Annotated in this window: 11 protein-coding genes; 6 read left to right on the forward strand and 5 right to left on the reverse strand. The window is 32.3% G+C overall.

Annotation, left to right across the window (positions count from 1 at the left end; translation table 11 throughout):
* Positions 1 to 31: 31 nt before the first annotated feature.
* Positions 32 to 2,227, forward strand: coding sequence for a serine hydrolase domain-containing protein (locus G9F70_RS08055; protein ID WP_164944989.1), 2,196 nt, complete (start codon positions 32 to 34; stop codon positions 2,225 to 2,227).
* 339 nt (positions 2,228 to 2,566) lie between these two features.
* On the opposite strand, the gene G9F70_RS08060 is transcribed toward G9F70_RS08055, so the two are convergent.
* Both G9F70_RS08060 and G9F70_RS08065 read right to left on the reverse strand, forming a co-directional pair.
* Positions 2,567 to 3,619 carry an HD-GYP domain-containing protein gene (locus G9F70_RS08060; protein ID WP_164944988.1) on the reverse strand — a complete coding sequence of 351 codons (1,053 nt, stop codon included), beginning with the start codon at positions 3,617 to 3,619 and terminating at the stop codon, positions 2,567 to 2,569.
* Positions 3,620 to 3,846: 227 nt separating this feature from the next.
* A complete protein-coding gene (locus G9F70_RS08065) occupies positions 3,847 to 4,146 on the reverse strand; it encodes a hypothetical protein (protein ID WP_164944987.1) in 300 nt (99 codons plus the stop codon).
* A gap of 144 nt (positions 4,147 to 4,290) precedes the next feature.
* Here G9F70_RS08065 and treR point away from each other — a divergent pair, with 144 nt between their 5' ends.
* From treR to treC, 3 genes are all read left to right on the forward strand, one after another.
* On the forward strand, positions 4,291 to 5,001 hold the full coding sequence (gene treR / locus G9F70_RS08070; protein WP_164944986.1) for a trehalose operon repressor: 711 nt from the start codon (positions 4,291 to 4,293) through the stop codon (positions 4,999 to 5,001).
* 205 nt (positions 5,002 to 5,206) lie between these two features.
* Positions 5,207 to 6,643 carry a PTS system trehalose-specific EIIBC component gene (treP, locus tag G9F70_RS08075; RefSeq protein WP_164944985.1) on the forward strand — a complete coding sequence of 479 codons (1,437 nt, stop codon included), beginning with the start codon at positions 5,207 to 5,209 and terminating at the stop codon, positions 6,641 to 6,643.
* 92 nt (positions 6,644 to 6,735) lie between these two features.
* Positions 6,736 to 8,394, forward strand: coding sequence for an alpha,alpha-phosphotrehalase (treC, locus tag G9F70_RS08080; RefSeq protein WP_164944984.1), 1,659 nt, complete (start codon positions 6,736 to 6,738; stop codon positions 8,392 to 8,394).
* A 139-nt stretch (positions 8,395 to 8,533) separates the two neighbouring features.
* On the opposite strand, the gene G9F70_RS08085 is transcribed toward treC, so the two are convergent.
* The gene (locus G9F70_RS08085; RefSeq protein ID WP_164944983.1) at positions 8,534 to 10,009 is read right to left on the reverse strand and encodes a 4Fe-4S dicluster domain-containing protein; all 1,476 of its coding nucleotides are present in this window, start codon (positions 10,007 to 10,009) and stop codon (positions 8,534 to 8,536) included.
* Positions 10,010 to 10,383: 374 nt separating this feature from the next.
* Between G9F70_RS08085 and G9F70_RS08090 the strand changes: the two genes are divergently transcribed.
* Positions 10,384 to 10,854, forward strand: coding sequence for a gamma-glutamylcyclotransferase (locus tag G9F70_RS08090; protein ID WP_164944982.1), 471 nt, complete (start codon positions 10,384 to 10,386; stop codon positions 10,852 to 10,854).
* A gap of 21 nt (positions 10,855 to 10,875) precedes the next feature.
* On the forward strand, positions 10,876 to 11,529 hold the full coding sequence (locus G9F70_RS08095; protein ID WP_164944981.1) for a (Fe-S)-binding protein: 654 nt from the start codon (positions 10,876 to 10,878) through the stop codon (positions 11,527 to 11,529).
* A gap of 92 nt (positions 11,530 to 11,621) precedes the next feature.
* Here the strand turns inward: G9F70_RS08095 and G9F70_RS08100 are convergent, their stop codons facing one another.
* Together G9F70_RS08100 and glpK are read right to left on the reverse strand one after the other, a co-directional pair.
* Positions 11,622 to 12,326: an MIP/aquaporin family protein gene (locus tag G9F70_RS08100; RefSeq protein WP_164944980.1), complete on the reverse strand. Its 705-nt coding sequence runs from the start codon at positions 12,324 to 12,326 to the stop codon at positions 11,622 to 11,624.
* Positions 12,327 to 12,406: 80 nt separating this feature from the next.
* Positions 12,407 to 13,900 (reverse strand): glycerol kinase GlpK, encoded by a 1,494-nt coding sequence (glpK, locus tag G9F70_RS08105; protein ID WP_164944979.1) that lies wholly within the window; start codon positions 13,898 to 13,900, stop codon positions 12,407 to 12,409.
* Positions 13,901 to 13,933 lie beyond the last annotated feature (33 nt).

A 13,933-nucleotide genomic window follows, 5' to 3' on the forward strand; every position in this document is an offset into this window, starting at 1 on the left:
ACATTCATAAACAAAAGGGGGAACATATAAAATGAAGATGAAAAGACGTATATTTACATTTTTATTGATGATGCTAATATGTGCATCATCATCAATGACAGCTTTTGCTGCCAACGACACATCAATAGGAACATCGACAACAAAATCGCCATATGATTCAAGTGCAACAGATTTGAAAATTAAAACCAGCGGTGAAGTAGAAGTAAAGAAAGAAAGCAGTAATAAGGTTGAAAGCTTTTCAATAAGTGATTACGCCGATACGAAAGCTGTTGCAGAGAAAAAAGCTTCGTGTATGACTACTACTTATGGAAGTATAAGTGTACAATATGCCTTAATAGATAATGGAAAGATTGTCTTATCTGGTAATTCAGGTGTATATTCAAAAGAAAATACTACAGCCTTAAAAGCAGAAAATATGTATGGTATAGGCTCAATCAGTAAGATGTTTACAACAACTGCTGTAATGAAATTGGTAGATGACGGTAAAATTAAATTGGATACTCCTATTACAGAATATATTAAAGATTTTAAAATGGCAGATGACAGATATAAGAAGATTACATCCAGAATGTTGTTAAATCATTCATCAGGCTTAATGGGATCTAGTTTTTCCAATTCATTTCTTTTCGGAGATAATGATACCTATGCTCATGATACTTTTTTAGAGCAATTAAAGTCGCAACGTCTCAAAGCAGATCCCGGTGCTTACTGCGTATACTGCAATGATGGTTTTACGCTTGCTCAAATTCTAGTAGAGTATGTGACAGGAATTGATTATACAACATACGTAACAAATACATTTGTTAATCCTCTCAAAATGGAGGATACTAAAACACCAGTTAGTAAATTTGATAGAGCTAGATTAGCAAAGACATATTTTAATGGAATTTCTAGTGAGTTACCAGTAGAAAATTTAAATGCTATTGGTGCTGGTGGGATTTATTCAAGTGCAGAAGATTTATGTACTTTTGCAACAACTTTTACTAAAAATTCAAATGGAATCCTTTCGAAAGAATCCATAAAGGCAATGGAGAATAAGGAATATCTAAATGGTATTTGGCCAGACGGTACCGATAATATATTGGGCTATGGACTAGGATGGGATAGCGTAAATACTTATCCATTCAACCAGTATAATATCAAAGCATTATCAAAAGGTGGAGATAGTATTCTGTATCACGGTAATTTGACTGTTTTACCAGAACAAAATATGGCGGTGGCTGTAATAAGCTCTAGTGGAAACAGCGCTTATAATCAAGTAATGGCTCAAGAAATACTTCTTGCTGCATTAAAAGAAAAAGGTGTAATTAGTGAAATCAAACAGGATAAGACATTTACTACACCAGAAAAAACAACTGTTCCAACAGAGATGAAAAAATATGAGGGCTTATATGCATCAAATTTATTAGGATTTATTGATGTGAAAATTGATAAAACAGGTATATTAAGTTTATCATCTCCTCAGATAGCACAAAATGGGTTGCAAACTTTTGTTTATACAAAGGATGGGACGTTCGTATCCAGCCAAGGAGGGACAAGCTTAAAATTCGTAGAAGCAACAAATGGGAAAATTTACATCAAACGAACAGACTGTCAAAGTATACCATTGCTAGGTCAAACAATATCAAATTTTTATGTGGCACAAAAAGAGAATGTAAATAAATTAACAAAAAGTGTTTCACAAGCTTGGTCAAAAAGAGAGGGCAAGAAATACTTCTTATTAAACGAGAAATACTCCTCGTTATGTATGTTGGCATCTCCCAATGTACAAGTTAGTTTTACAAAAGGGCTTGAAGGATATTTTGGATTAAGTAAAATTGTGGATAATAATTCAGCTGTTGCTATATTAGATGGGCCAGGTGTATTATCACGTGATCTAGTCGATTACACATTTTATAAAAAGGATAAGGTTGAATACCTAAGTGCAGGTGGTTATATTTTTGCAGAAGAAGATGCAATTGAAACTTTTTCAACTAAGAATAAATTCACATGTGCAATTAAGAAAGATGGATATGCTAGATGGTATAAAATAGGTAAGGAATCAGTTGATAAGGAAATTACTGTAAATATACCGAGAAATGCAGCCTTTGCAGTTTATGACAGCAAGGGAGTCTTAGTGAATGATTCTCTAATTACAGGTATTAAAAAAGTTATATTACCTAAAGATGGAACAATCGTATTTTTAGGTAATGCACAAGCTAAGTTTAAGATTCGATATAAGGAATAAGAAAATTTAATTGAAGCAGTTAGAGAAGATTATTAGTAAATAAGCTTCTCTTTTCTATATTACATCTATAGGTTAGATTTAATGACATTTCAGAATGAGAGGAACCAGATTTATTATTACATTTGTTAAATGCTAAATATGTATGAATGCTTTGCATCTATGACATTCAAGTAGAAAAATATGTATTTTGCATTTAAATACTAGAAAGAGTGTATTAACAAAAAATAGAAAACGGAACCAGTCATCTATGAGTTTCAACTGCTCCCGTAATCAATCATGTGGTATGAATATTTTGAAAAATGCTGACATAGCATATAGCTATTGGCTTTAAAGTGATTATCAGATTAACAATTTTTCAACATACAAATCTTTCTCTTTCTTTAAGTCTATGAATCCATTATCATCAAGCATAATAGGATTCGTCAAGTCATTTATTTGAATTTGGATAATTTTGCAGGAACGCTTATCGCTCAGTAGTACATTTTCACCCATATAGTAAGTTATTATCTGGTTTAAAAACATATTGCAATATATGGGATCAAGTTCTGCGATACTCTCATCTTGAATCACTTTTAGAGCTTCCAGTGGGCCTTTGATTTTTTTAGCATATCTGTTAGAGTTAAGTTCGTCAAATACATCCGCAATTGCTATTATTTTAGCGGATTTTGGTATTTTATCATTGCTAACATGTAGAGGGTACCCAGATCCGTCCATTCTTTCATGGTGCATAAGTACTGTAAGGCCCACAGAAGGATCTAGATATGGAATTTGTTTAACAAAATGATAGCCTATCACAGGATGTGTCTTTAAAGTATCAGATTCATCAGAGGTAAGATTCTCTTTTTTGTTTAGAATGTCCTTACTTATTTCTAGTTTACCAAAATCATGCAATATTGCCGAATAGGTTAATAAACCTAGTTCTTTTTCATCAAGCCCTAACCATTTGCCTAGTATAAAACTAATAGCGGCTACATTTACGCTATGCCTATAAATTGAATCATTTCCGCTACCATAGAAGATTATATTTCTAATAACTATTCCTGTTGCTGTGAATTCCTGCTGAATATTTTGTGAGAAAGTTCTTAGTTCGTTCATTTGAGGAACATCTAAGGTAGATATATTATCAAATATATTTTCTAAATTAGAAGAAAATTCATTAAAGGTACTTTCAAGTTCTTTTACGGTTTTAAGTTTCAAAGACTTGCTAGAATTATCCTCTAAATAAACCTCTAGCTCATCAATAAGATAGTTCTTTTTCAGATTGATTAGTATTGGCTCTGTAATAGCGATACCGCTACCTAGCAGTATATTACCTTGAATGGTTATATCGTTGGCAGAAATCATTCCTACCTGTAGTTCATTAATTGGTAATGTTTTTTTAAACGATAACATAAATTCACCCCATATTTGATTTTTTATCATAGCATATTAAATTACTTCGTATTACTATCATTATTGAATATATGACATTTATGTATATATTATCGTGTTAATTATATATTTCTAAAGGGTTTTATTGCAAATAAATAGACTTTTCTATGTTTTTTTTGTTTATACTTAATTTTGAATTCGAATTATCAAAAATGAAATCATTCTGCTTAAACAAAATGTTCTAAGTCTTAGTTTTTTCTTCTTATTATCTTCTGTATATTTGAGAATAACCCCAAAAGAATTCCCATTAGAATGGATTGGATCCCGTAGGTAAAAGTGTTAGATATACGCAAAATCATTGATAATGTTCCGATTACTATTGCACTAAGTACTAAAGATATTGTTATAAAAGCAAATAATCCTAGAAAATTAGTTATCTTAAGCTTTGTTTGCACTTTATTGCTAATTAATAGTTTTTTATCAAAGTAAATAAATAGACCAGCTGGAACTAATAGTAGTAGTAGTTTTATTAGCATGTTTGTATCCATGTTTTATCATCTCCTGTGTAATATTAAGGTTATTAAAATTATAACACAGTATTAAACAACCTAGTGATAATTAAAACACTCTTAATTTTTAGGGGTTTTATGATATAATTAATTTTATAAGATTTTACTTTATGGGGGATTGAAATGAAAAAACTATATACAGATATATATGATAATATAAAAAAAAATATTGTTAAAGGAATTTATACACCAGGAGAAAAGCTACCTTCAGAAAATGATTTTTGTAAAGAGTTTGGAGCAAGTCGCGGAACTGTAAGAAAAGCACTTGAGATGCTTGCAGAGGAAGGCCTTGTTAATAGTCTTCATGGAAAAGGCGTATTTGTTTTAGAAAATGATTTTATTAATTTCTCTTTTGGTGGGCTCGTAAGTTTTAAGGAAGCCAGTGAAAGTAGCAAGCAAAAATTTAGTACCACGGTACCTAAATTTGAGGAAGTTATTATAGATGAAGCAATAAGCAAAAAAAGTAATTTAGCTATTGGAAAAGAAGCTTATAAATTATATAGAGTGCGCAGTTTAGAAGATGAAAAAATAATTTTTGATATTAATTATTTTTTGAAGGATGTAGTACAAGGATTAACAGTGGAAATTGGAGAAAAATCTATTTATGAATATATTGAAGAGAGTTTAAATGTAAAAATAGGTTTTGCTAGTAAAGTTATTCAAGTTGAAACTGCTACTTCAAGAGATAAATTAAATTTAGATATGAAATCTTATAATTTTGTTGTGGTGGTTAAAAATTATGTATACTTAAGTGATGGAACACAATTTGAATATACTGAATCACGCCATCGCCCAGATCGTTTTGTGTTTTCTGATTTTGCTCGTCGCCGATAAGGCGATTTTTTTTATGTTTTCATATATAAATTAAATATTTTTGTATCGTTTACATTTTTTTAGTTAAATCTATTGACTAACTTGTATATATGAGTTAATATAAAAATATAAAGAACTTGTACAGACAAGCTGTGCATATAAGTTTTAGCGGAATTTCAGCATTGAAGTGCATTAAAGATAAAAAAATTATATAGGGGGAATTTTTATGAGTAAATTCACAGAAGATTCAAAACAATTACTAGAACACATTGGCGGTAGTGAAAACATTGTAGCAGTATCCCATTGTGCCACCCGTATGAGATTTGTTTTAAAGGAGGATAAAAAAGCAGATATTAAAAAAATCAAAAGTATTAAGTCTGTAAAAGGAACATTTGCGCAGGCTGGACAATTTCAAGTTATTATAGGAAATGAAGTTTCAAATTTTTACAATGAGTTTGTGGGAGTGTCAGGAGTAGATGGGGTTAGTAAGGATAGGGCAAAGGATGCAGCAAAAGGTAACATGAATTTTATTCAACGAATGCTTGCTAATTTAGCAGAAATATTTACACCACTTATTCCAGCACTAATAGTTGGAGGTTTGATATTAGGTTTTCGTAACGTAATTGGAGATATCAAATTACTTGAAGGTGGAACTAAAACAATAACTCAGTTGTATCCATTTTGGGCTGGAGTTCATTCCTTCTTGTGGTTAATTGGTGAAGCTATATTTTTCTACTTACCAGTAGGAATAACTTGGTCTATTTCTAAAAAGATGGGCACAACTCAAATACTAGGAATTGTATTAGGCCTTACTTTAGTATCTCCTCAGCTTTTAAATGCCTATGATGTAGCAAAGACTGCTGCAGATAAAATTCCGTTTTGGGATTTTGGGACTTTCCACATTCAAATGATAGGGTATCAAGCGCAAGTTATCCCAGCCATCCTTGCAGGTTTTGTTTTAGCAATATTAGAAAAGAATGTGCGCAAGATTGTTCCAGAATATATATCTATGATAGTAGTACCTTTTCTAGCATTGGTGCCAACTGTAATAATAGCACATACTGTTTTAGGCCCAATAGGTTGGGCAATAGGTTCAGCTATATCAGGTGTAGTGTACAGCAGTTTAACTTCTGCTTTTGGATGGTTATTTGCAGCGGTTTTTGGATTTTTTTATGCCCCCTTAGTAATTACGGGGCTACATCATATGTCAAATGCTATTGATCTGCAACTTATGGCTGAGTTTGGCGGAACAAATTTATGGCCAATGATTGCATTGTCAAACATAGCTCAAGGATCTGCAGTTGTAGCAATGATATTTATAAACAAAAAAACTAAACCAGAAGAAGAACAAGTGTCAATTCCAGCTGCTATTTCATGTTACCTAGGAGTAACTGAGCCAGCTATGTTTGGTATTAATTTAAAATACGTATATCCATTCCTAGCAGCTATGGTAGGATCAGCAATTGCAGGGGTAATATCTGTAGCCTCAGGAGTTATGGCAAACTCCATTGGTGTTGGTGGACTTCCGGGTATATTATCTATTCAACCTAAATATATGTTGGTTTTCTCATTGGCAATGCTGGTTGCAATAGTGGTTCCATTTATATTAACTCTTCTTCTTTCTAAAACAAAATTTGCAGCAAAGTTTGCACCAGAGGATTAAACATTAAGTAACTATAAATTTATAATGTATATAAAAGGAATATTTCATATAAATCCTTTTATATGCATTCATTTAAAGGAGTATCAGAGTTTATGAAAGATTTTAAAAAAAGTGTGGTTTATCAAATTTATCCTAGATCCTTTAAGGATTCAAATGGAGATGGAATTGGTGATTTAAAAGGTGTTACTGAAAAATTAAATTACTTAAAAGAATTGGGAGTAGACTATATATGGTTAACACCATTTTATAATTCACCTCAAAAGGACAATGGTTATGATGTAGCGGATTATTGCAGTATTGATAGTAGTTTTGGAACTATGGAAGATTTTGATGAGATGGTTATAGCAGCTAAAAAATTAGGCATAGATGTTATGCTAGATATGGTATTTAACCATACATCCACAAAGCATAAATGGTTTCAAAAGGCTATAAAGGGCGATGAAAAATATAAAAATTACTATATATTTAAACAAGCTGTGGATGGGAAACAACCAACTAATTGGATTTCCAAGTTCGGAGGTTCCGCTTGGGAATATACAGAAGAATTCAATGAATACTATTTGCATTTATTTGACAAAACTCAAGCAGACCTTAATTGGGAAAACCAGGAATTAAAACAAGAAGTATTTCAAGTAGTTAATTTTTGGATGGAAAAAGGTGTAAAGGGATTTCGCTTTGATGTAATTAACTTAATTTCAAAACCTGAAAAATATGAAGATGATTATACAGGCGATGGTCGCCGTTTTTATACAGATGGTCCTAAAATTCATGAATATTTAAAACAACTTAACAAGCAAAGTTTTGGGAAAAATGAAGATATTATTACAGTTGGAGAAATGTCTTCAACAACTATAGAAAATTGTAGTAAATATTCAAATCCAAAGGAAAAAGAATTATCTATGGTATTTAATTTTCATCATCTTAAAGTGGACTATAAAAATGGTAATAAGTGGAGTCTGATGGATTTTGATTTTCTAGGGCTAAAACAAATTCTTAATGACTGGCAGGTTGGGATGTGGGAAAGTAATGGTTGGAATGCGCTATTTTGGTGCAACCATGATCAGCCCCGGATTGTGTCTCGTTTTGGAGATGATAAAAAATACCATAGTGAATCTGCAAAAATGCTGGCAACAACGCTACATATGTTAAGAGGAACACCTTATATTTATCAAGGCGAAGAGTTTGGTATGACAAATCCAAATTTTGATAAAATTGAGTTATATAAAGATGTAGAATCAATTAATTGTTATAATATTTTAAAAGATGAGGGTATGGATAATAAAGAAATAATTAAAATCTTGCAATCAAAATCAAGAGATAATTCCCGTACTCCAGTTCAATGGAATGATAATGTAAATGGTGGTTTTACTACAGGGACACCGCTTATATCAATAAGTAGTAATTATAAGAAAATAAATGCTGAGAATGCATTAAAGGACGAAGATTCTATTTTTTATCACTACAAGAAGCTTATAGAACTTAGAAAAAAATATGATATAATTGCTTATGGTGATTTTGAGATTATATTAGAAGAGGATCCTCAGATATTTGCTTATGTTCGTTCAATGAAGAATGAAAGACTTTTAGTTATAAATAATTTTTATGGGAAAGAAGTTAATTTTATATTGCCAGAAGGTTTAAAATTTAAGGGCAAATCCACTATTTTAATATCAAATTATAAAGATACTGAAAATAATATTGAAAAACTAACTTTAAGACCATATGAAGCTATTGTTTTTTATATAAAATAGAATCTGAAGTTATAGTATCTAGATTTTTAAAGGGAATTAATGAAATAATGCATAAAAGAGCATAAACTATTTTTAGTTTATGCTCTTTTATAAAGATTATTTTATAATTGGATAGAATATTAATTTTAAAGATAAATTATTATTTAGACATAAAGTCTTTGCCACGATGTAAATCAATTTCATCTAATTTTATTACTCTTAATGAATCAATGACATCTTTTTCTAAGGCTAACTGCCCATATTTATCTATTTCTTTTTTATCCTTTGGACCATGATTAAGGGAGGCTGGCCCACCTATACATCCACCACTACAAGCCATTCCTTCTATGAAATTACCGTTTAATCTGTTGAATTTCAATAATTTTAGTGCTTTATCGCATTCAATAAGGCCATCACAACTTATAGGTGTAAATTCAAGTGAAGTATTTTCAGCTTCTACTAAATGTTTTACAGCTTCTGTAAGACCACCTGATTTAGCAAAAATTCTTCCATAGAAAGAAGCATTGTTCAAGGGAAGTTCCTCGCATTCTAGAAGATCTATGTCAAAAGCATCAAGCATTGCCTGAAGTTCTTCAAAAGTCATTGCATAATCAGTAATGCCTTTTATATCGGCCTCATTTATTTCCATTTTTTTAGCCGTACAAGGGCCCATAAATACAACTTTAGCTAGTGGGTCTGTATTTTTAATTAGTTTAGAAATTGCTATCATTGGTGAAACTGTGTTTGAAACATATTTACCGAGTTCTGGGTAATTTTTCTTAATGTAAGACACAAAAGCTGGGCAACAAGAGCTTGTCATAGCTTTGAGCTGCTCAATATTTTCTAAAAATTCGCTTGTTTCATTTTGTGCTACCATATCTGCACCAAGGGCTACTTCTATGACATCTTGAAAACCCATTTTCTTTATTCCTGAGACTACTTGACCAATTTTAGCATAAGTAAATTGGCTAGAAATTGCAGGTGCAACTACAGCATATACATGTTTATTTTTATCTTCTTTTGCTTCTAGTAATAAATTAGTAATCTCTACTACTGAAGATTTATCCATAATTGCACCAAAAGGGCATTGATAAACGCAAGCACCGCATTGTATACATTTCTGATTATTAATTACCGCTTTCTTATCTTCATCAATGCTTAAAGCACCTGCATTACAAGCTCTAATACAAGGCCTTTTAACATCAGAGATTGCATTGTATGGACAAACATCTCTGCATTTGCCACATTCAATACATTTGTTGGTGTCAATGTAAGAACGCCTATTTATAGAGTGAATTGCACCCACTGGGCATACTTGAACACATTTGTGTGTTAGGCAACCTCTGCAAGCTTCAGTAACAGTAAATCGTTGTATGGGGCATTCGTCACAAGCGATATTTATTACTTCAACAACATTTTTATTTTTTTTATCTCCACCCATTACAAGTTTTATTCTCTCACCAATAATTGCTCTTTCCTTATGAATGCAACAACGGGTTCTTGCTTTGGGTCCTGGAACAAGTACCTTAAATAGATTTTTACCTTCTTTTTTTAGAGTTCCTTTAAGAGAAAGTTTAACTACTTCTCTTATTACCTCATATTTTATAAGTTGTATATCATTATCGAAAGTTTTCATACTTATCGCCGCTCCTATTTTTACAATATTGTGATATAAATACTAAATTCTAAAATTCAAACAGGGAGCAAAGTATATTTACTGTTTTCATAAATATATATATTACTCCAGGTAAATTGTTTTAATTACATAAGAATAATATCATTATGTTAATAAATTATCAAGTTGTTTCATTTGGTATTAGTAAGGGAGTGAGGTGTTCATATTGTTTTTTTAGAGTTAATATATCTTTTTAAATCATAGTTTATTATAAAATAACTAGGAACTGCATATATCAACACACCTATTATAAATTTTTGCTCACAAATGGATTATTAAAAGTGATATAATCTATACAACGCAATTAAGAATAACAATTTATGGAGGGGCATAATATGGTAGGTAAATTTCAAACAGGGGGAGAAAATATTCAATCTGGAAGTAGTTTAGAGGAATACATTAGTAAAATCAAAGAAGCTGTAGATGAATTATCTGAATCAATAGTGGTTTTTGTCTATGGAACACTTATGAGTGGAAATAGTAATCATGAAAGATACTTGTCAAAGGCTAGATTTGCAGGAGATGTTATAGCAGAAGGATTTGCACTATACGATTTAGGTAGTTACCCTGGAATAATTCATAGTGAGAATGATAATGTTAAAGGCCAGCTTTATATTATTGATAGTAGAATATTGAGAGAACTAGATATACTTGAGGAAGAAGGCAGTTTATACATAAAAAAATTAATTAACGTAGTCAATTATAAGAATGAGACTCAACAAGCTTATGTCTATGTGTATAATCATGATGTTTCAGGAAAAGTTAAAGTTTGCTATGGAAACCAACCTTGGGGATTAAAAATTTAAGAAGATTGTTAGGAGATTATTATGAAAAAAGTATTTGCACCAGGGTGTGCTTTAATGATTTACAAACCAGAGCTAGGGAGAAAAGTGCTAGATTTTTTAAATAATGATTTAGGAAAGATAGATGAATATTTAATTTGCTGTAGACATGAACCAACTTTAGACAGAGGGACACAAATAATAAATACTTGTTCTGGTTGCGATAGACGTTATAGAGAGCTCTATGAAGGAATAACAACAATTTCACTTTGGGAGGTATTAGCTGAGAGTAAAACATTTTCATTTCCTGATTACAAAGGAAAAGAAATGGCAATTCTGGATGCATGTCCTACAAGGCATCAGGAGAGAATTCATAATGCAGTAAGAGTGTTATTGAAAAGGATGAGTATCATTGTGGTAGAGCCAGAAAAAACAAGAACAAAGGGTACTTGCTGCGGAGATAGTTTTTACGGTGTTCTTCCTGTGGATCAAGTTAAAGAACAAATGAAAAAACGTGCTGGAGAGATGCCGGCTGTTGATGTTGTTGTTTATTGTGTTTCCTGCTCTAAATCAATATATATAGGAGGTAAAAAACCTAGATATTTAGTAGACCTTTTATTTGGAGAGGATACAATCCCTGGTACTTTTGAACCAGATGAGTGGCATGGGCAGATTAATGATTTCATAAATGAACATTAAATAATTAATTAAAGCCGAAGCCTCCATGTTTGATGGAGGCTTCGGCTTTTGTTAAATATATTTTTTTATACAACAAAGTTTAAATTATAGATTTAACCAAATAGAGCAACTACTGCTAGTGCACCTGCGATGCCACCGCAAATAGGAGCGACTACTGGTATCCATGCATATCCCCAATCAGAATCTCCTTTACCAGCTATTGGCAATATAGCATGAGCTATTCTTGGTCCTAAATCTCTGGCAGGATTAATAGCATATCCAGTTGTACCGCCTAAAGATAAACCTATTACTAAAATGATAAATGCGGCAATAAGTGGTCCAAATCCAGGAGATGATTTTGTTTGAGCAACTCCAAGTAATGTAAATACTAATACAAATGTACCAATAAATTCTGATATAAAGTTTGATGGTGTATGTCTAATTGCAGGTGCTGTACAAAATACAGCAAGTTTTCCTGCTTTGTCATCTGTAACTGCCCAATGAGGATAATACATTATCCAAACAAGAACTCCGCCGACTATAGCTCCAAGCATCTCAGCTATGATATAACCAGGTACTACAGACCAGGATAATTTGCCAATTACAGCCAAGGCTAAAGTAAGTGCAGGATTAAAAGATGCTCCGCTTACTGTAAATATGTAAGCTGGAACTCCGACTGCAAATGCCCAACCAAAACAAATAACTATCCATCCAGAGTTATTTCCTTTTGTCTTATTGAGAACTACATTTGCAACTACACCATCACCAAGAAGAATAAGTAACATTGTTCCAAAAAACTCTGCTAAATATATTAGCATATTATTATACCCCCTATATAATTTATTTGATTCAGAACTAAAATGTACACTACATTTTAGTTCTGATATTTACATTTTCTTTATTTTTCCACCCAGTCCATTGATCTTCCAACAGCCTTATGCCAACCTTTTAAAAGTTTTACTCTTTTTTCTTCTCCCATTTTTGATTCAAAGGATTTTGAAAGTGCCCAGTTTTTTGCGATTTCTTCTTGATCTTTCCAATACCCAACTGCAAGTCCTGCCAAATATGCAGCACCAAGGGCTGTTGTTTCAATAACTTCTGGTCTGTCAACTTGGACATCTAATATATCTGATTGGAACTGCATTAAGAAGTTATTAGCACAGGCACCACCATCAACTTTTAAAGCCTTAAGTGTAATACCTGAATCTTCTTGCATAGCTTTTAATACATCATTTGTCTGATAAGCTAAGGATTCAAGAGCAGCTCTTATAAAGTGTTCTTTCTTAGTGCCACGAGTTAAACCCACTACTGTTCCTCTTGCATATGGATCCCAATAAGGTGCTCCAAGTCCAACGAATGCTGGAACCATATATACACCGTTTGTATCTTCAACAGCGGTAGCATATTCTTCTGATTCAGGTGCGGTCTTTATCATTCGAAGTTCATCTCTTAGCCATTGAATAGTTGCCCCTGCAACAAATACACTTCCTTCAAGAGCGTAGTTAACTTTGCCATTAATACCATAGGCTATGGTTGTAAGCAAACCGTTGTGAGAATCAACTGCTTTTTCACCAGTGTTCATTAATAAGAAGCAACCAGTACCATAAGTGTTTTTAGCTGTTCCTGCTTGATAACAGGTTTGCCCAAATAAGGCAGCTTGTTGATCGCCTGCAGCTCCTGCTATTGCTATAGGAGAACCAAATATTGAATTATCACTATAGCCATAAACACAACTTGATGGTTTTACCTGTGCAAGCATTGATTTAGGTATATCTAAAGTACGAAGTAGTTCATCGTCCCATGTAAGTTTATGAATGTTATATAGCATTGTTCTGGAAGCGTTTGTATAATCTGTTACATGAACCTCTCCTCTAGTTAATTTCCAAATTAGCCAGGTATCTATAGTACCAAATATTAAATTTTCTTTTTCAGCTTCGTCTCTAGCACCAGCAACATTATCAAGTATCCATTTTATTTTTGTTCCAGAAAAATAAGCATCAAGTATAAGGCCAGTTTTAGCTCTTACCACTTTATCAAAACCAGTAGTTTTTAATTCATCACAAAGGCCAGCTGTTCTTCTACACTGCCAAACTATTGCATTGTATACAGGAACTCCAGTGTGCTTATTCCAAACCACTGTAGTTTCTCTTTGGTTTGTGATACCAATAGAGGCGATATCTTCTGCTGTTACATTGATTTTAGCCATAGCTTCTTGTGCTACACCTAATTGAGTAGCCCAAATTTCCATAGGATCATGCTCAACCCAACCTGCACTCGGAAATATCTGTGTAAATTCCTTTTGTGCTACACTTGCAATTAGTCCTTCTTTGTTAAACAAAATGCATCTTGAACTTGTTGTCCCTTGGTCTAATGCCATTACATACTTAGCCATAATTTTTTACACTCCTTCTTGATTTTATTAGAA

This window comes from Clostridium sp. FP1, from assembly GCF_011065975.2.
Classification (GTDB): Bacteria; Bacillota; Clostridia; order Clostridiales; family Clostridiaceae; genus Clostridium_AD; species Clostridium_AD tagluense.